19 protein-coding genes are annotated in these 18,680 nt (G+C 57.7%); 6 read left to right on the forward strand and 13 right to left on the reverse strand.

Translation table 11 applies throughout. The features are described from left to right. Positions 1–90 precede the first annotated feature (90 nt). Positions 91–495, reverse strand: a complete 405-nt coding sequence (locus tag AUC61_RS17605) for a RidA family protein (RefSeq protein ID WP_243247470.1) — start codon at positions 493–495, stop codon at positions 91–93. Between the two features lie 128 nt (positions 496–623). Here AUC61_RS17605 and AUC61_RS17610 point away from each other — a divergent pair, with 128 nt between their 5' ends. Then, the gene (locus AUC61_RS17610; protein ID WP_243247471.1) at positions 624–1,568 is read left to right on the forward strand and encodes a LysR family transcriptional regulator; all 945 of its coding nucleotides are present in this window, start codon (positions 624–626) and stop codon (positions 1,566–1,568) included. 67 nt (positions 1,569–1,635) lie between these two features. Here AUC61_RS17610 and AUC61_RS17615 read toward each other — a convergent pair whose 3' ends face one another. The 4 genes from AUC61_RS17615 to AUC61_RS17630 all read right to left on the reverse strand — a co-directional run bounded on the left by AUC61_RS17615 (position 1,636) and on the right by AUC61_RS17630 (position 5,648). Continuing rightward, entirely contained in the window at positions 1,636–2,643 is a 1,008-nt protein-coding gene (locus tag AUC61_RS17615) for a transketolase family protein (RefSeq protein WP_243247472.1), read from the reverse strand. Then, positions 2,640–3,482 (reverse strand): transketolase, encoded by an 843-nt coding sequence (locus AUC61_RS17620; protein WP_243247473.1) that lies wholly within the window; start codon positions 3,480–3,482, stop codon positions 2,640–2,642. The genes AUC61_RS17615 and AUC61_RS17620 overlap by 4 nt, the downstream gene beginning before the upstream one ends. A gap of 18 nt (positions 3,483–3,500) precedes the next feature. Continuing rightward, positions 3,501–4,805: an MFS transporter gene (locus AUC61_RS17625; protein WP_243247474.1), complete on the reverse strand. Its 1,305-nt coding sequence runs from the start codon at positions 4,803–4,805 to the stop codon at positions 3,501–3,503. Positions 4,806–4,898: 93 nt separating this feature from the next. Continuing rightward, a complete protein-coding gene (locus AUC61_RS17630) occupies positions 4,899–5,648 on the reverse strand; it encodes an SDR family NAD(P)-dependent oxidoreductase (RefSeq protein WP_243247475.1) in 750 nt (249 codons plus the stop codon). A 198-nt stretch (positions 5,649–5,846) separates the two neighbouring features. Here AUC61_RS17630 and AUC61_RS17635 point away from each other — a divergent pair, with 198 nt between their 5' ends. Further along, complete coding sequence (locus tag AUC61_RS17635) at positions 5,847–6,764, forward strand: LysR substrate-binding domain-containing protein (protein ID WP_243247476.1); 918 nt, start codon at positions 5,847–5,849, stop codon at positions 6,762–6,764. A gap of 198 nt (positions 6,765–6,962) precedes the next feature. Here AUC61_RS17635 and AUC61_RS17640 read toward each other — a convergent pair whose 3' ends face one another. The 3 genes from AUC61_RS17640 to AUC61_RS17650 form a co-directional block, all read right to left on the reverse strand. Continuing rightward, a complete protein-coding gene (locus tag AUC61_RS17640; RefSeq protein ID WP_243247477.1) occupies positions 6,963–7,640 on the reverse strand; it encodes a DUF3313 domain-containing protein in 678 nt (225 codons plus the stop codon). Positions 7,641–8,039: 399 nt separating this feature from the next. Next, positions 8,040–8,261 (reverse strand): PLD nuclease N-terminal domain-containing protein, encoded by a 222-nt coding sequence (locus tag AUC61_RS17645; RefSeq protein ID WP_243247478.1) that lies wholly within the window; start codon positions 8,259–8,261, stop codon positions 8,040–8,042. Positions 8,262–8,330: 69 nt separating this feature from the next. Beyond that, entirely contained in the window at positions 8,331–8,846 is a 516-nt protein-coding gene (locus AUC61_RS17650; protein ID WP_243247479.1) for a DUF4142 domain-containing protein, read from the reverse strand. A 331-nt stretch (positions 8,847–9,177) separates the two neighbouring features. Here AUC61_RS17650 and AUC61_RS17655 point away from each other — a divergent pair, with 331 nt between their 5' ends. Next, positions 9,178–10,035 (forward strand): SDR family oxidoreductase, encoded by an 858-nt coding sequence (locus AUC61_RS17655; RefSeq protein WP_243247480.1) that lies wholly within the window; start codon positions 9,178–9,180, stop codon positions 10,033–10,035. A gap of 96 nt (positions 10,036–10,131) precedes the next feature. Here AUC61_RS17655 and AUC61_RS17660 read toward each other — a convergent pair whose 3' ends face one another. The 4 genes from AUC61_RS17660 to AUC61_RS17675 are packed head-to-tail and all read right to left on the reverse strand — an operon-like array spanning position 10,132 to position 14,372. Further along, positions 10,132–11,361, reverse strand: a complete 1,230-nt coding sequence (locus tag AUC61_RS17660) for a Zn-dependent hydrolase (RefSeq protein WP_243247481.1) — start codon at positions 11,359–11,361, stop codon at positions 10,132–10,134. 22 nt (positions 11,362–11,383) lie between these two features. Then, positions 11,384–12,313, reverse strand: a complete 930-nt coding sequence (locus tag AUC61_RS17665) for a 2-hydroxyacid dehydrogenase (RefSeq protein WP_243247482.1) — start codon at positions 12,311–12,313, stop codon at positions 11,384–11,386. Beyond that, positions 12,310–13,065: a class II aldolase/adducin family protein gene (locus AUC61_RS17670; protein WP_243247483.1), complete on the reverse strand. Its 756-nt coding sequence runs from the start codon at positions 13,063–13,065 to the stop codon at positions 12,310–12,312. Before AUC61_RS17670 ends, AUC61_RS17665 begins: the two co-directional genes overlap by 4 nt. Continuing rightward, positions 13,062–14,372, reverse strand: coding sequence for an MFS transporter (locus AUC61_RS17675; RefSeq protein ID WP_243247484.1), 1,311 nt, complete (start codon positions 14,370–14,372; stop codon positions 13,062–13,064). The genes AUC61_RS17670 and AUC61_RS17675 overlap by 4 nt, the downstream gene beginning before the upstream one ends. A 153-nt stretch (positions 14,373–14,525) precedes the next feature. On the opposite strand from AUC61_RS17675, the gene AUC61_RS17680 reads away from it, so the two are divergent. Further along, positions 14,526–15,491, forward strand: a complete 966-nt coding sequence (locus AUC61_RS17680; protein ID WP_122664424.1) for a LysR family transcriptional regulator — start codon at positions 14,526–14,528, stop codon at positions 15,489–15,491. Between the two features lie 6 nt (positions 15,492–15,497). On the opposite strand, the gene kdgR is transcribed toward AUC61_RS17680, so the two are convergent. After that, complete coding sequence (kdgR, locus tag AUC61_RS17685) at positions 15,498–16,280, reverse strand: DNA-binding transcriptional regulator KdgR (RefSeq protein ID WP_243247485.1); 783 nt, start codon at positions 16,278–16,280, stop codon at positions 15,498–15,500. 150 nt (positions 16,281–16,430) lie between these two features. Here kdgR and kdgK point away from each other — a divergent pair, with 150 nt between their 5' ends. Together kdgK and manD are read left to right on the forward strand one after the other, a co-directional pair. Further along, entirely contained in the window at positions 16,431–17,438 is a 1,008-nt protein-coding gene (gene kdgK, locus AUC61_RS17690) for a 2-dehydro-3-deoxygluconokinase (RefSeq protein ID WP_243247486.1), read from the forward strand. Next, on the forward strand, positions 17,438–18,649 hold the full coding sequence (gene manD, locus AUC61_RS17695; protein WP_243247487.1) for a D-mannonate dehydratase ManD: 1,212 nt from the start codon (positions 17,438–17,440) through the stop codon (positions 18,647–18,649). The genes kdgK and manD overlap by 1 nt, the downstream gene beginning before the upstream one ends. The last annotated feature ends 31 nt before the right edge of the window (positions 18,650–18,680 follow it).

Below are 18,680 nucleotides of genomic sequence, written 5' to 3' on the forward strand. Positions count from 1 at the left end.
CGTAACGCTCGCGGATTTTTCTCAACGTCGGGTAAAAAAATCGCAAAAAAAATCGAGGACGACTGTAAACACCCGTCCTCGCAGGTTGGATCAGCTTGCAGACGCTTCCGGAAGTTTTGCGATGACCTTGATCTCGAAGTCAAAGCCGTACAGCCAGGTAACACCCACAGCGGTAAGCGTGGGGTGCGGCGCTTCACCCCAGAATTCCGGCACGACCTTCCAGATCGTTTCGAAACGAGAAGCGGGATCAACCATGAACACTGTCACATCGATCACATCATCGAATGTACAGCCTGCCGACTGGAGAATCGCATTCAGATTGGTGAACGCCTTTCTGGTCTGGGTTTCGAGGTCCGGCTCCGGTGAGCCATCTTCGTTGCTGCCAACCTGGCCGGAAACGAACAGAAAACCGTTGGAGCGGATAGCCGGGGAGTAGCGGTTACGTTCGTAAAGCGCTTGACGGCCGGCCGGGAAAACTACGTCACGTGTGGTCATGGTCTGGTTACCTTGTCTGGATAGCGAACCCGACTGACTTTAGGCACTTGCGCTCGCGCGATAAACGAGCAACCTTATCCAGCACTGTTTGCGAATTCCAAACAATCCAACGGTTAATCGGGGCACCCATGGATCGTTTTGACGCAATGCTGGCATTTGCCCGCGTGGTGGAGGCGGGTAGCTTTACCAAAGCTGCCGATACGCTGCACATGAGCAAAACCACCGTCACCCAGCTGGTTCAACAGCTGGAGGCGAGGCTGCGGGTCAAATTGCTTAACCGCACCACGCGCAAGGTCAACGTGACTGCCGATGGCGCCGTGTATTACGAGCGGGTGATCAGCCTGCTGGCTGACCTGGATGACGCTGAAACTGGCTTGTCCAGCGCAGCGTCGTTGCCGCGAGGCAGGCTGCGAGTGGACGTGCCCAGCCCGCTGGCGAGAATGATCCTGATGCCCGCATTGCCCGCCTTTCATGCGCAATACCCGGATATCCAGATCGACATGGGTGTCAGCGATCGAGTAGTCGACATCATTGGTGAGAATGTCGACTGCGTGGTACGCGGCGGCGAGCTCACGGATCAGTCGTTAATGGCGCGTCGGGTAGGCGACTTGCGGCTTGGAATCTACGCGGCGCCAGCTTATCTGCAGCGCCTCGGCACGCCCTTGCATCCGCGTGATCTGGAAAACTCGTCACATCGAATCGTCGGTTTTCTCTGGGCGCGTACCGGCAAAGCGTTGCCATACGCCATGCGTAACAACGAAGAAAATCTGCTTATCCACGGGCGCTACGTACTGGCGGTCGACGATGGCAACGCCTATCTGGCAGCGGGGCTGGCGGGGTTAGGTGTGATATGGCTGCCGGACTACATGGCCAAGGACCATGTGGCAGCTGGCGAGTTGGTTCCGTTGTTCGAAGAGTGGCGGATGGCATCCATGCCGCTCTACGTAGCCTTTCCACCGAACCGGCATGTCAGCATCAAGGTCAGAGTTTTCATCGATTGGGTTGCAGAACTCATGGCAGAGCATGCCCCAGTGCTCGAATTGCGTGATGGAAACGATATGACCCAGCGCTGACAGCAGGCGCTCAGGTTCCACTGAAAACCGCCCGGCAAGGGCGGCTTTCATTTCACCGGCAGTAGCGCTACAACCAGGCTTTTATTTGAGCGCTCACTGCGGCCGTGGAAATCCCGTAACGGTCATGCAGCGTCGGTAACGCGCCAGCATCGAGGAAGGCATCCGGCAGGGCTATCTGCCTGAACGTCGGCGTGACGCCATTCCTGAGCAAAACGCTGGCAACCGCTTCGCCGAGCCCGCCCATGATTGAATGGTTTTCTGCGGTCACCACCAGCCGACCCGGCTTGCGGGCTTCCGCGAGAATGGTCTGCTCATCCAGCGGTTTTACGGTCGGCACGTGCAGCACCGCAACATCCACGCCGTCGGCCCGGAGTTTTTCTGCGGCTTCGAGGGCGCGCATGGTCATCAGTCCGGTGGAGATGATCAGCACGTCGTTGCCGGTTCTCAGGGTCTTGGCTTTGCCAATCTCGAAGGTATAGCCGTACTCGTCCAGCACTACCGGCACATTGCCGCGCAGCAGGCGCATGTAAACCGGCCCTTGGTGAGCGGCAATAGCGGGCACCGCCTGCTCGATTTCCAATGCATCGCACGGGTCGACAATCATCAGGTTCGGCATGGCGCGGAAGATAGCCAGATCGTCAGTGGCCTGGTGGCTGGGACCGTAACCGGTGGTCAGGCCTGGCAAGCCGCAGACAATTTTGACATTGAGGTTTTCTTCAGCGATCGCCATGCAGATGAAGTCATATGCGCGGCGTGAAGCAAATACTGCGTAAGTGGTTGCGAAGGGCACAAAGCCTTCCCTCGCCATGCCCGCAGCAGCGCTCATGAGCAATTGTTCAGCCATGCCCATTTGATAAAAACGCTCGGGGTGCGCTTTGGCAAATATATGCAGGTCAGTGTATTTGGAGAGGTCCGCTGACAGCCCGACAATGTCTTTGCGTTCCTCGGCCAGTTTCGCCAATGCATGGCCAAACGGAGCAGGGCGTGTTGCCTGACCTTCAGAGGCTATGGAGGCAATCATCGCCGACGTCGTCAGGCGTTTTTTGCCGGTTACAGCGCTGTTTTCGCGACTCATACGGTTCTCCCGATCTGCAGGTTGTCCAGCGCCAGATCCCACTCGTTCTCATCGACGCGAATGAAATGGGTTTTCTCGCGGGTTTCAAGGAAGTCCACACCCTTGCCCATTCGGGTGTCACAAATGATCACCCTCGGTTGGGGGGAGGGATGACTGCGAGCCGCATCGAAGGCGCTGACCAGTGCATTGATGTCATTGCCATCGACACGCTGGGTGAACCAGCCGAACGCCTGCCAGCGATCCACAATCGGCTCGAAGGCCAGCACTTCGCTGGAATGCCCATCGGCCTGCTGGTTATTGACGTCGACAATTGCGATCAGGTTGTCGAGTTTCCAGTGGGAGGCCGACATCACGGCCTCCCAGGTCGAGCCTTCGTTGAGTTCGCCGTCCGACAACAGGTTGTAAACGAATGAAGCGGACTGTTTGCGCTTCAGGCCCAGACAGGCACCGACGGCGATCCCCAGGCCGTGGCCCAGTGAGCCGCCGGTTATTTCCATGCCGGGGGTATAAGCGGCCATGCCAGACATCGGCAAACGACTGTCATCCGAGCCGTAGGTGTCGAGCTCGTCAAGCGGGATGATTTGCGCCTCGATCAGCGCTGCGTAAAGCGCAATTGCGTAGTGACCGATGGACAGATAAAAGCGGTCCCGTCCTTCCCAGTCAGGATCATCAGCCCGGTAGTTCAGCGCGTGGAAATAAGACACCGCAAGCAGGTCGGCTGCACCGAGTGCCTGGCCGACATAGCCTTGCCCCTGGACTTGTCCCATCTTCAGCGCGTGACGGCGTATGTTGTAGGCGCGTTCGAGCAGCGCCGTAGCCGGTGAAGAATCTGCAGTCATGATAAATACTCCGTTAACTCAACGATTGACCGAGGCGGCCGGGATGCGCAGCACCAGCACTGCACCCACCAGCAACACGCCGGTGATCAGGTACATCCCGATGGCGCTGGAGCCAGTTGTGCTGGTTATCCAGCCGATCAGGTAGGGCGAGCAGAAGCCCGCAAGGTTGGCGAAGCTGTTGATACCGGCGATGCCCGCCGCAGCCGAGACCCCACCGAGCAAGGTGGTAGGCAGCATCCAGAACAGCGAGGAAGCAGAGAGCACGCCCGCAGCCGCGAGGCACAGACTCAACACCGACAACAGCAGGTTGCCGCCAAAGATCGCGGCTAATGTGAGGCCACAGGCACCGGCGATCATGGGGATGACCAGGTGCCAGCGGCGTTCGCGATGTTTGTCACCGCTGCGGCCCATCAGCAGCATGGCGACGATGGCGCACATGTACGGCACGCTGGTCATCAGGCCGATGTGCAGTGCGTTGGTGAGACCTGCGTTGCGAATCAGCGTCGGCAGCCAGAAAGTGATTGCGTATTGGCCCATGACGACACAGAAGTAAATGCAGGCCAGCATCCATAGTCGGCGGTCGCGCAGAAAATCATTCACCGAGCCGTGTGTCACTTTCTGGCTGTTGTCCTCGGCCAGTTCCTTGTTGATCAGTTGCTTTTCTTCTTCACTCAGCCATGTGGCTTCATGCACGCCATCCTTGAGATAGCCCAATACGAAGAAGCCGACGATGACCGTAGGAATGGCTTCGATGACGAACATCCACTGCCATCCCGCCCAGCCATGGAAACCCGCGAATGCATTCATGATCCAGCCGGACAGCGGGCCACCGATCATTCCGGAAAGAGGGATCGCGATGAACCACAGCACGGTCATTTTTGCCCGGCGGTAGGAGGGGAACCAATAGGTCAGGTACAGCAGCAGACCCGGTGCCAGTCCCGCTTCTGCGACGCCCAGCAGAAATCGCAGGCCGTAAAACTGCCACGCGGTTTCAACAAAGGCGAAGAGGGCCGAAATGATTCCCCACGAGATCATGATCCGCGCAATCCAGCGACGGGCACCGACTCGATGCAGGATCAGGTTGCTGGGGACTTCGCAGAGAAAGTAGCCAATGAAGAACATGCCTGCGCCAAGACCGTAAACAGCCTCGCTCAACGCCAGGTCGTTCATCATTTGCAGCTTGGCGAAGCCGACGTTGACCCGGTCGAGGTAAGCGCACAGGTAGCACAGCATCAGGAACGGCATCAGCCGCCAGGCGGTTTTGCGATAAGCGTTGGAGCGCACGGCCGAAGCCGCTTCAAGGCTCATGGTGGTGGTAATCATGATGGTCTGATCTCTTGTTTTTATAGACCGTCAGGCCGTGTGGCCCGACGTATCATCGATCCAGAACAGCGCGGGCAACCCGCTCATGCAATATCAGTGAATCAGCATGCCGCCGTTGACGTCCAGCGTGATACCGGTGAGGTATGCAGACAGGTCGCTGGCGAGAAACAGCGCCGCATTCGCGACGTCCTGAGCGGCGCCCAGTCGACCGAGCGGGATGCCTTCGATAATCGCGTGCCTGCGCTCGTCCTGCATCAAGCCGCCGGTGATGTCGGTATGAATCAAGCCTGGGGCAATGGAATTGACCCGAATGTTATCCGGGCCGAACTCACGGGCCATGGCTTTGCCGAGCCCCAGAACACCAGCTTTGGCGGCGCTGTAATGCGGACCGCCGAAAATACCGCCGCCGCGCTGCGCGGAAACCGACGACATGCAGACGATGCTGCCGGATGACTGCGCCCGCATGGTTGGGATCACGGCCTGAGACATCAGCAAGGTACCGCGCAGACTGACGTCCATTACCTTGTCGTAGTCCGAAGGCTTGATGTCGAGGGTTTTGATCGGTTGGGTAATCCCGGCGTTGTTGACCAGCACGTCAATGCGGCCAAAACGTTCGATGATCTTTGCCACCGCCTGCTGAACCTGGGACGGGTCGGCGACGTTGGCGGCAAGCCCCAGATGACCTTCGCCCAGAGACGCCGCAGCGTCCCGTGCGGCGGACTCATCCAGATCGAGGATGACCACTGTTGCGCCGTGGCTGGCAAAGGTGATTGCGGTTGCCCGACCAATGCCACGCTCTGATGCGGCGCCGGTGATGATCGCGATTTTGCCTTGAAGAAGCATGGGAGTTACCTCTGAATATTGTTTTTATGATGTCGACGCTGAAACCCGTCGATGACTCAGAGTGTTCTGCACACATGCCGTGAGCAATAACGCAAAAATCATTGGATGCTGAAAAAAATTCAGCGCTCGTCAATACGCCAGGCAGGTGTTTGAATACAAACGCTCGTGAATACAAGAACGACAGCGAAGAGTATGACCATGCGTTCCACTGCCGATGCCACCCCCGTACTCCCACCCCTGAGAGCCATTCAGTGCTTCGAACAGACCGCACGCTTCGGCAACGTTGCCAGAGCGGCTGAAGCACTGGACCTGACGCCCTCCGCGGTGAGTCATCAATTGGCCAACCTGGAAGCGATGATTGGCCGTCAGCTATTCCTGCGAGCCGCTCGAGGGGTAAGCCTGACGCCGGTTGGCGAGCAATACCTGAAAGACGTGTCGGGGTTGTTGCACAGCCTCGCGGTGGCCACCGAACGGGCGGCCAGCGATGTCAGCCTTGACTGTCTGCGACTGCACTCCGCGCCGAGCTTCGGCTTGTTGTGGCTGATGCCGCGCCTGGAAGCATTTCGTCAAAGCCATCCGGACATTCAGATCAACCTGTCGTGCTCCTACGAGTCACTGCATTTCAGTCGCGACAAGATCGACGTGGATATACGGCACGGCAAACCCAACTGGCCAAGTTATGAAGTGCGCACGGTCGGCAATGAAACATTTTCGGTGCTGGCTTCACCTAAACTCCTGGCTCAACGGCCTGTGTATGGCGCAGCTACGTTGCTGGAAAGCGATCTGATCCTTTCGGAAGCAACCTTGCTGAAGTGGCCGGAATGGTTCGCTCAGCATGGCTTGGCGAGACCGGAAAAACCCTACGCTTTGAGTTTCGACCGCTCGTACATGACCCTTGAAGCGGCCAGTCACGGATTGGGCTTTGCCTTGGAAAGCACACTGCTGGCGCAGAAATACCTGACTTCCGGCGCTTTGGTCGAGGTGGCACCGCAAGCCCTGAGCGCAGCGGTAGCGGCTCATCACCTGGTCTATCCAAAAGCCCATTCGAGCTTTCCCCGGGTGAGGCGTTTTCTGCAATGGATGGAAACCGAGTTGGGGCATGGCTTCGTGTATTGAATACCTGCAGCACGCTGTTGCACGGCAAACATTCAATTTGTAGGAGCTGCCGAAGGCTGCGATAGCGGCATGTCAGGATAAGTGCCTCGCAGCCTTCGGCAGCTCCTACAGAAGGCTCATTTCAATTTGGGGGGGGTGTTTGATGGGAGTTCATAGGTGACCTCGTGATACTAGAAGCAGGGCTTTGCGCCAAGAGCCTTACTTTTTCCCAGCGCTGAGTTTCTCGTAGCTCAGGCGCAAGTCGTTGGCCCAGCCGTCCAATACTGGTTTCACGCTGTCCAGCGTCAATTGGGTTTTATCGTTTTCCAGTGCCTCACCGCTGCCTTTACGCACGACCTGGGCGAGCACTTTGTTGTTGTCCGCATCAAGAAAGGCCGCTTCTGTAGCAATTTCAACGTTCTGATCCCGACCGCCAGCCGCGGTATTCACGGCTGCAGCAAGCAGCGCAACCGGGACTATTTCGTAAGGCCTGAGGCCTTCGGTGGACGTTGATACGGCGGTGATCGCGGGGCGGACAATAATGGTATTGGGCCCGGGTGCCGTGGCGATGCTCAGGTTTTTGCCCAGCTCGCGTTTCAGCGCTGTATCAAAGTAACGCGTGATTGCTTGCAACGTCTGCGTACTGATCACCGCTGTCGGTTGCGGCTTCGGGTAGAACTGGCTGGGCTCGATATAGACGTGAGTGTATTTGTTCAGCTGAATATCCGGGTCAATCCAGCGCATGACCGGTGCTCCGCTCGCGCTTTCAGCCGGTTTGAGCTGGCTGTAGTCCTTGAGAAAGCCTGAATACTGACTCGGATCGACCCGCGAACTGGCGCATCCTGCGAGGCCTAGAGCGGCGCAGCACAGAAGCACTTGTAGTAGTGAAGTTTTCATTGAGTGAATCCCTGCGTATTGGGGAAACCTGTTTGGGCTCAACAGACATATCTGCACGTGCAAACACAACTGCGCCCCGATACGTCCTTGCGCGGGTATGACCCTTGATCGACGTTTACGCCCACGCCGTTGGACGGCACCCTGAGAACGCTAGCAGGTCACTCAACGACTGCCAGTGAATACGCCCGAAAACCTGTAAAGATGCAAAACAGTCCTCATACAGCACGCGCAACTTGTGCAGCACCGCCGACAACATTGCGCCACCCTGATTGAGCAGAGCTAATAACGTGAGTTGATATTAAGCCGCACGGTGTAACTGCAGTTTTACAGCAGCCGCTCATCCGGAAGTTGATCGCTGTGGGCATAGGCTCACGGCGATCGATACTTTCCGGCGCTTTTTCAACCCTTACTGTGTTCCGAGGAAGTGGGAGGGTTAGCGACTCCACGCGGACCTGTAACGCCCCAGATGACTAAACCCACCAGTGGCAATGCCAAAATCAAAATAGCCCAGCCTGACTTGGTGCCCGCCGGTTTGGTGCTGCGATATACGCTGACAATTGCCCACACATCTAACAGCAGGACAATTAACACCGCGCCGATTGAAAACAGAGACATCTCCATTATCGATCTCCTGATTGCTGAAAGAGCGGACGCGCCGCGTATCGCGGCGCTGCCCTTTAGCAACCGATGTTAGTGAGCGGCGTCGCCGCCATGTTTTTCTGCGAGGGCCTGTGCATGCTTCAAGTGCTCTTTCAGCACGGGCAGCGTTTTGCTGGCGAACGCCTTCAACTCTGCATCTTTGCCATCGCTGGCTTCTTTCTCGAACAACTCGATGGTCTGTTCGTGTGCCTTGACCTGATTGTTGGCGTAGGCCTGATCGAATGACTTGGCGCCCCGCAGCTCGAGAATCATTGATTTGGCCTTATCCATCAGCATGGCCTGATCGGACACCTCAAGTTTTTTGCTTGCCGCGATTTTTGCCAGTTCTTCATTCGCTTTGGTGTGATCCTTGACCATCATGTCCGCGAACGCTTTGACATCGGCGGAGGTGCTTTTTCCCTGCGCAAGTTTGCCAGCCTCCACTTCAGCGACGCCTTTGGCTGACGCGTCTTCGACAAAATCGTCGTTATCCTGTGCGGCGAAAGCGCCATGGCTAGAAGCCGCCAGGATAAAAGCCAGTGCAGTATTACGAACTAATAGAGACATTTTATATTCCTTCTGTTCATTTTAATGATCAGGCACTGTCACGCCTGTTACTGGACCTGTGACGTAATCGACTGATTAAAGGTTCAGCCTTTTTTGGGTTCGTTTTTTAGAATTAATCTGACGCGCAGGTATCGTCTGCATCAATGGCGTTTGAATGTTTAAGCACCTCAATCCAGAACAGCGACAGCCCATACTCGATAGTTAATACAGAAGTAATAATTCCCCACCTCGATAACGGTCGTCCTGTCATGAGTATGAAAGTGCGAACTCACGGAAAGGGTCGCAGTCCACCCTCAGTGCATCAATTTTCAATGATACTGGAGGGGCCACAATGACTGATTATCCAACACCACCTTTTGCGGGCCAGCAGCAAACCGTGCCGGGTAGCCAGCAAAAAATGCAGCCAATCCCTGATTGTGGTGAAACCAGCTACAAAGGTTCGGGACGTTTGGCAAACAAGATCGCACTGATTACTGGCGGTGATAGCGGTATCGGCCGTGCGGTCGCCATTGCATTTGCAAGGGAAGGCGCGGATGTGGCGATCTCTTACCTCGACGAACACGAAGACGCGCGTGAAACCGCACGCTGGGTGGAGGAGGCGGGCAGACAGTGTCTGTTGTTGCCGGGTGATCTCACGCAAAAAGCTCAATGCTCCGCGATCGTAGACCAGACGGTCGAAAAGTTCGGGCGCATCGACATCCTGGTGAACAACGCAGCGTTCCAGATGAGCCGGGAGACGCTGGAAGAGATTTCAGATGAAGAATGGGTCAAGACTTTTGATCTGAACATCACGGCCATGTTCAGGATCTGCAAGGCGGCTCTGCCTTCCATGGCGGCGGGCAGTTCGATCATCAACACCAGTTCGGTGAATTCAGACATGCCCAAGCCCACGCTTTTGGCCTACGCAACGACCAAAGGCGCCATTGCCAACTTTACGGCGGGACTGGCTCAAATGCTTGGCGAACGCGGGATTCGCGTGAACAGCGTAGCCCCAGGCCCCATCTGGACGCCTCTGATCGTGTCGACTATGCCCGAGGAGGAGGTTAAAGAATTCGGCGCGCAAACCCCGCTGGGTCGCCCCGGGCAACCTGTTGAGGTTGCGCCGATTTACGTACTGCTAGCCTCCGACGAAGGCAGCTACATCTCCGGCTCGCGGTATGCCGTAACCGGTGGCAAGCCTATTTTATGAAGACGACCTGCCATCCAGCAGGTCGATAACATCCAGATGTCGCCGCAGTATCCCTGTGGCGACACCGTTTCAGCGCCGGCCGACTTACCGAAGCCTCTATGCCTGAATTCGTTCAATAATCGCATTCAGCAACACGTCACAGCCCATGCGTGCATCTTCGGGGTATACATCTTCGGCCTCGTTGTGGCTCAGCCCGCCGACGCAGGGGATGAATACCATGGTGGTCGGACAGTGCCGCGCCAGCAGGATTGCGTCGTGACCGGCACCACTGACGATGTCCTGATGTGGATAACCGAGTGCCTCGACCGCGCGCCGTACAGCCGCTACACAATTACTGTCGAACGGCGTGGCCGGGCTAAGCCAGTGACGCTGGATGTTCATCGTCAGCCCCCGGGCATTGGCAATTTGCTGGAAGCGCTGCTGTACCTGTTGCCCCATCAGAGCAATCTGCTCGTCGTGATGGTGACGCAGGTCGACGGTAAAGCTCACGTTGCCAGCGATGGTGTTGCGCGATGATTTGGCGATGGTCACCTGGCCGATGGTCACCAGACCCTGAGGGGCGAACTCCTCGGCCAGTGCTTCAAGCTGCGCGGCCATCTGCGCCACGCCGAACAAGGCGTCCTTGCGCAGCTTCATCGGCGTTGTACCGGCATGGGCGCTCTGGCCCTGGACCTGCACATCGAGCCAGCAAATGGCCTGGCCGCCTGTCACGACGCCCACCGGAATGCCGTTATCTTCGAGAATCGGGCCTTGTTCGATGTGCGCTTCGAAATACGCATCGAAAGGGCGCTTGAATGGTTGCTCACCCACATGCCCCGTGGCGTCCAGCGCCTGGGCGACACTGATACCCTCTGCATCGCAGGCGTCCAGCGCGGTCTGTAAGTCCAGGCTTCCGGTGAACACGGCCGAACCGAACATGGCAGGGGTGAAGCGCGCGCCTTCTTCATTGGTCCAGACTGCTATTTCGATGGGCCGCTGACTTTGAATATCCTGTTCATTAAGGCAGCGAACCACTTCCAGTCCGCTTAATACGCCATAGATCCCATCAAAGCGGCCGCCTTTGGGCTGGGTGTCCAAATGGCTGCCCATGACGACTGGGGCAAGGCTGTCATCCAGCCCGGCACGTCGTGCAAACAGGTTGCCGATGGCGTCGAAGCTCAGGGTCATGCCTTCTGCACGGCACCAACTCATGAACAGTTCGCGACCGGCTTTATCTTCTGCTGACAAGGCAAGGCGGCAGTTGCCACCTTTGGCCGTCGCGCCGATTTTGGCCATGTCCATCAGGCTGCCCCACAGGCGGTCGCCGTTGCATTGATATACGTTCATTACCAACCTCTTGCGTGTTTCTTCAGTAACCCAGCGTCGGGTCCACCAGATTGTTCAGGGGTTCACCACTGATCAGGCGGCGCGCGTTTTCCGCCACCTGTAGCGCGATGCAATCATGAGAGGCGGCGGACGCCATGTGGGGCGTGATGATGACGCCCGGCAACTGCCACAAAGGGTCATCGCGTGTTAACGGTTCGTGCTCGAATACATCGAGCACGGCGCCGCGCAGTTGCCCGCAAGCCAATGCCTGCTGCAGGTCATCAACCCGCAAGTGCTGGCCGCGACCCGCGTTTACGATGACGGCGCCAGGGGCCAGGGAGGCAAAGGTGTTTGCACACAAAATACCGCGCGTGGCGTCGGTCAGTGGCAGCAGGTTGATCAGCATGTCCAGGCCGTCGAGAAATGTAGCGAATTGCTCGTTACCGTAATGGCAGGTTACGCCCGGCAACTGGCGCGGGCTGCGGGCCCAGCCGCGTACCGCGTAACCGGCTCCGGTGAGATCAGTCGCAATGGCCGCGCCCAGCGAACCGAGGCCCATCACGCCGACCCTGAACTGACTGGCAGGCCGTTGAGGGTGTCGCAGCCAGTGATTCTCGCGTTGCTGGGTGATGACGCGATCAAAGTCCCGGTGAAAATGCAGCACTGCCCAGCGCACGTATTCGGTCATGCCCTGACGATGGTCAGGGTCGACCACCCGGCAAGCAGGCACGTCAGGGCGGCTTGGGTCGGTCTGTAAATGATCGACGCCCGCAGCCACCGAATGCACCAGTTGCAGATTGTGCAACCGGGCCATGCTGTTGGCCGGTGGGTACCAGCAGGCGGCGACTTGCGCCTGAGCAGCGGCCGGATCGTCAGCCAGTACGACCTGTAGCTCCGGAGCCTGACGGGCAAATGCCGCCTGCAGTTGGCCGAGCAGGGCGGTGTCGCGACTCAACAGAACGACAGTGGTCATGAGCAGTACGACTCGCGCTGGTCTTCTATCAGGGTCAGCGCGGCATGCCAGCTCAGCTGAATGATTTCCGCCGCTTCGTCGCGATCAAATTGCTGCGCGGTCAGGCGGCAGACTTCTTCGCTAGGTTGCAGCAGCTTGCTGTTACCGGCCAGGGCCTGAATCTGCGCCTGACAGGCACGCTCCAGAAAATGAATTTCGTGAAAGGCCTGGGCCACGCTGCCTCCCGCTGCCAACAAACCGTGATTACGCAGAATCATCGCTTTATGAGGGCCAAGATCGGCCACCAGTCGCTGTCGTTCTTCCAGCGACAGGGCGATCCCTTCATAGGTGTGATAACCGAGCTTGCCGTAGAACTTCAACGCATGCTGGGTGATCGGCAACAAACCGTGCTCCTGTGCCGCGACTGCCATACCGGCTGCCGTATGGGTATGAATCACGCAGTTGAGGTCCTCACGCGCCATGTGGATCGCTGAGTGAACAATGAACCCGGCAGCATTGACCCGACTGTTTTCCGTGTCGCCATTGACGACCTGACCATGCTCATCGATGCGCACCAGATCACTGGCTTTCATCCGGTCGAAGATCACGCCGTAGCGGTTGATCAGGAAGTGATGCTCCGGACCCGGAATGCGCAGGCTGATGTGGGTGTCGATCAAGTCGGTCATGCGAAAGTGTGCAATCAACCGGTACAGAGCCGCCAGCTCGCAGCGTGCCTGCCATTCCACGGCGTCGATAGAGTAAGGGGTGTTCATGAAAGCTCCTTGTTGAAGGCTGGCTGTGCCGCCGCGCTGGTGTCACCTCGCAAACGGGCCAGACCACAGACGCCGAACAGTGAAATACCTGCCAGTACGCTGAAGAAAATCGCCAGAGGCAACCATTGCCCGGCGTAGTGGGTAGCCAGCAAGGTGCCGATGATCGGCGTGCTGCCCCCGGCAATCGCGCAAATCAACTGGTAGGCGATGGAAATCCCGCTGTAGCGCAGATGCGCCGGGAAGGCTTGCGCCATGTAACCGGCAATGACCGCGTACAACGCCGAAAGGGTGATCACGGCCATGGCAATGCCGAGCGTCATCAATGCCAGGTTCTGGGTGCCCACCAGCAAAAACATTGGATAGGGCATGACCATCGAGAGCAGGGCGGCCAGCATCAGGAAGCGGCCTTCACCGATGCGCTCGGCCAGCAATGCGCTGATGGGTTGTGAAATGAATTGCAGGATGGTCACGATGAACAGGCAATCCAGAATCGTTGCGCGGGAGATGCCCTGGTACTGCGTGACGTAAGTAATCATGAAGGTGTTGGTGAAAAAGAAGCCGGCAGAGCCGATGGTTACGGCGCAGGCGGCGAAGAAAATCTGCCGCCAGCAGGTGCGCAGCACGTCTAGTACCGGGTACTTGGCGGTTGCGCCTTTCGCGGCTACGTCTTTGAATTCCGGCGACTCTTCAACACCAAAGCGAATGGCGAGGCCAATCATCATCAGTACACCGCTGGCCAGAAACGGCAGGCGCCAGCCCCAGTCGGCGAATTCGGCTGGCTCTAAAGACGTCACCAGCCTGAAGGCGATCAACGCCAGCAGCAAACCCGCCGGGCTCCCCAACTGGGCGAAAGAGGCATAGAAGGTTTTGCGGCCCTTCGGCGCATGCTCGCTGGCCATCAGTACCGCGCCGCCCCATTCGCCGCCTACGGAAATACCTTGAACGATACGCAGCACTACCAGGCCGATAGGTGCCCAGATACCGGCAGTGGCGTAGGTCGGCAGTAAGCCGATACCTGTCGTCGCGAGGCCCATCAAGAGCATGGTGAACAACAACATCTTCTTGCGCCCAAGACGATCACCGAGGTGACCGAAGACCATCCCGGCCATAGGCCGCGCGATAAAGCCGACTGCAAAAGTACCAAACGCGGCGAGGGTGCTCAGGCCCGGTGTATCGCTGGGGAAAAACACCTGGCCAAGGATCAGCGCAGCGGCAGTGGCATAGATGTAGAAATCGTAGAATTCGATGGTCGTCCCGACGAATGCGGCGGCAGCCGCCCGGCGAGGCTGGTTCGATGAGGTTCGCATGCAAGGCCCTTTTGGTTTTGGCGTTATGGCAGGGGTCGAGGCTGATTACGTGGCGCTCTAAGGGCGCTTACATGCTTTATCGCTCGCAGCCTATAATTAATCAATTTGCTAATACTTATTTCATGTATTAGTCAGGCTACTAATGGTGTGGGAATGAGCGATATCGAATCGGGCGAGGCTCAAGGCAAATGGCAAGGTCGGCGCTTTCTCAATGACCGCCTCGACTGGAATCTGCTGCGTACCTATCTGGCGATTGGAGAAGAGCGCAGTATCAGCCGCGCGGCGGCGAGGCTTTTCGTCACGCAATCAGCGGTCAGCCAGTCACTCAAACGCCTTGAAGAACAGCTCGATTGCGCGTTGATCGTTCGCAAAGGGCCGCGCTTCGACCTGACTCACGCGGGAGAGGAAGTGTTTGGTATTGCTCAAGAGATGTACGGCAACGTTTCACGCTTGGGCACGGCCGTTGAAGACGCCGAGGAGGAGGTCGTGGGTAAGGTCCGCGTGCTCTCCATCAGCCATGTGCAGTCGCCCCTCTATGATGACTTTCTTGCCGACTTTCATTTGCTGCATCCGCGCGTTGAACTTGAACTGGAGGTCATGCGCAGCTCGGATATTCAGAGCTCTCTGAACCAGAAAACAGCCAGTCTGGGGATTGGCCTGTGTCGTTTCCCTCAGGCGAAACTGGAGCGTGTGCTGTTGATGCGCCAGCGCTATGCGTTTTTCTGCGGCAAGCGACATCGGCTGTTCGGCAAACGCGGGTTGGCGCTCGATGCATTGCAGGGTGAGAACTTTGTCAGCTTCACCAGCGACCAGCTCGGAGGCAATCTTTCGCCCTTGACCGTGTTCCGTGATCAGCAGGGCTTCACCGGGAAAATCGTTGCTTCATCGCCCAGTTTCGAAGAGATCCGCCGATTGATCATCGCCGGTTACGGTATTGGTTGTTTGCCAGAACACTTGGTGGACAACGATTTGCACAACGGTCTGATCTGGCGTTTGCCACCGGCGGAGGGTGTGGTGGATGTCGACATGTTCCTGATGTGGAACCGCGACCAACGCATGAACCGCGCCGAGACGGTTTTTCTTGAGTCGTTTCGGCGAGTCATCGAAGAGGCGGTTTAATCACGATTATTGGGCGTGCCAGCCCAATTGCCTGGAAATACGCTGGGTGGCTGCCACGAGCTGCTTGACGTAATCCTGCTTGAGTTCTTCGCGAAAGCGGAAGCAGGGGAATGACACGCTCATCCCGCCGATCACATGGCCAAAACGGTCGCGGATCGGCGCCGCCAGGCAGCGCATATTGTCTTCGAACTCCTCATGGTCTTCGGCGTAGCCCTGTTCGCGAACCACTTGAAGCTCTTGCAAATAAGCGTCGACCGTCGTCAAGGTATTGGCCGTGCGGCGTTCGAAACTTTCCTCCTGCAAGTGCGCCAGCAACTCAGGCTGCTCCAGCCAGGCCATCAACACTTTACCGATCCCGGTGCAATACAGCGGTGCGCGTCGACCGATGCGCGAGTACATGCGCAGGTTGTATTTGGAATCGATCTTGTGCACGTAAACGATGCTGCCTTCGTCAAGAATCCCCAAATGCACGGTCTCGCCGGTCAGCTCGTTGATACGGCGCATACCCGGTTCAGCCTCGCGGACGATGTCCAGATGGGGCAGGGCTTGTGCTCCCAGTTCAAACAGCCGAACGCTGAGCCGGTAGCGGTCTTCGGCATCCTGAACCACATAACCGCGGGCCTTGAGTGACTGCAAAAATCGGTAAACCGTGCTTTTGGACATATCCAGTTTCTGCGCGATTTCCGATACGCCGCTTTCCTCGGGATGTTCTGCCAATGCCTCTAGTACCGCCATGGTCCGGCCTACTGCGGAGACCAGTTCATTGTTCTGGAGAGTGCTGTTGTCCATGAAGGCTCCAACGGGAACGGAAAACCCAAGGATATACGCTTGCGGATCAAAACGCTGTTTCATTTTGCTTGACGAGCTGGAAATTCTGATCAAAACTCCGTCGCAAGTTGCAAATGAAACGCCGTTTTAAAAATAATAAGGCGCGTAATGATGAATGTGATTTCAAGACAACCGCCGCAATCCGTTTCACACGAACCCGTCAAGGTCGCCCTGGTGGGTGAGTGCATGATTGAGATGCGCGCCGAATCAGCCTCGGACTTCAGTCAGACCTTTGGCGGTGACACGCTCAATACCGCTGTCTACCTGGCCCGGCTGAGTCCAGTCTCACGCATTGCGGTGGAGTACGTGACCGCCATCGGTGCAGACAGCTTCAGCGACGCTATGCGCCAGTTGTGGTGTGACGAGAGAGTTGGCAACCAGCATGTGCGGGTGATCAAGGATGCATTGCCAGGCTTGTACGTTATCCAGACTGATCCCCGTGGCGAACGGCGCTTTGTCTATTGGCGCAGTCAGGCTGCAGCGCGGCGCATGTTCGACGGGCCTGAAGCAGATGAAATGCTGCAAGCTCTGGCCAATTACGATGTGCTTTACCTCAGCGGGATCAGCCTGGCGATCCTCACGCCTCAAGGCCGTGAGCGCCTTCTGCAGGCTGTGGGTCAGGCCCGCGAATCCGGTACTCGGATTGTCTTCGATAACAACTTCCGTCCTCACCTGTGGCCCGATGCTGACGCAGCGCGCAAGGCCTACAGCGACATTCTGCGCCTGACCGATCTGGCCCTGATTACCTGGGAAGACGACGAAGCCCTGTTTGGATATGCCGATGTCGAGGCCTTGTTTCGGGCCTACGCCAGCTTCGGCGTGGGCGAAGTCGTACTCAAACGCGGCGCGGCGTCTTGCCTGATCGACTGCGCCGGTGACCGCTTTGAGGTACCGGCCGAAGCGGTACACAACATCGTCGACACAACGGCGGCCGGTGATTCCTTCAGCGCTGGTTATCTCTCGTGTCGCCTACAAGGTGGCGAGCCGGATCTGGCCGCCCAGTGCGGACATCGCCTGGCCGCTCAAGTCGTCCAGCACCGCGGTGCACTGATCCCCAGCGCCGCGATGCCTTGCCTGGACATGCCTTCGTTTTCTTTTGCTGCAGAGGCCCGTAACTGATGAAAATTATTGAAGCCCGCGTGATCGTGACCTGCCCGGGTCGTAACCTGATCACCCTTAAAATCGTCACGGACGCCGGCATTTACGGCATCGGCGACGCCACCTTGAACGGCCGTGAACTGGCAGTGGTCGCGTACCTTGAAGAGCATGTGCTGCCCGCGCTGATCGGGCGCGACGCCCATCGCATCGAAGACATCTGGCAATACCTGTATCGCGGGGCTTACTGGCGCCGTGGCCCGGTGACCATGACCGCGATTGCCGCAGTGGACATCGCACTGTGGGACATCAAGGCCAAGGCCGCCAGTATGCCGCTGTATCAATTGCTGGGCGGCAAAAGCCGCGAGCGGGTGATGGTTTACGGGCACGCTACGGGTAAAGACATCGAAGGTTGTCTCGACGAAGTCGCCCGCCATGTAGAACTGGGTTACAAAGCCGTGCGCGTGCAATGCGGGATTCCCGGCATCGCCACCACCTATGGTGTGGCCAAACGCAGCGGCGAGCGTTATGAACCGGCCGACAGTGATCTGCCTGCCGAGCACATGTGGGACACCGCCAAGTACCTCAACTACGTGCCCAAGCTGTTTGCGGCCGTTCGCGAGCGCTTTGGTGATGACCTGCACATCCTTCATGACGTCCATCATCGCCTCACGCCTATCGAAGCAGGTCGGCTGGGCAAATCCGTCGAGCCCTTCAACCTGTTCTGGCTTGAGGACTGCACCCCGGCTGAAAATCAGGAGGCGTTTCGCCTGATCCGCCAGCACACCACCACGCCGTTGGCAGTGGGTGAAGTGTTCAACTCGATTCATGACTGCCGCGAGCTGATTCAGGAGCAGTTGATCGACTACATCCGTGCCACCCTGGTGCATGCAGGTGGCATTACCCATGTGCGACGGATTGCCGATTTTGCGGCGCTGTTTCAGGTGCGCACCGGCTTTCACGGCGCCACCGACCTGTCGCCAGTGTGCATGGGCGCCGCGCTGCATTTCGATACCTGGGTGCCCAACTTCGGTATTCAGGAACACATGCCCCACGACGAACGCATCGACGAAGTCTTCCCTCACGCTTATCGCTTTGAAGACGGCCATTTCACCCCTGGCGAAACCCCGGGCCATGGCGTCGACATCGATGAGAACCTCGCTGCGAAATACCCCTACAAACGCGCCAGCCTGCCGGTCAACCGCCTGGAAGACGGCACGCTCTGGCATTGGTAAGACAATCGAATCATCACAACAAAAACATCAG

The organism is Pseudomonas maioricensis (assembly GCF_022790535.1).
Taxonomy (GTDB): domain Bacteria; phylum Pseudomonadota; class Gammaproteobacteria; order Pseudomonadales; family Pseudomonadaceae; genus Aquipseudomonas; species Aquipseudomonas maioricensis.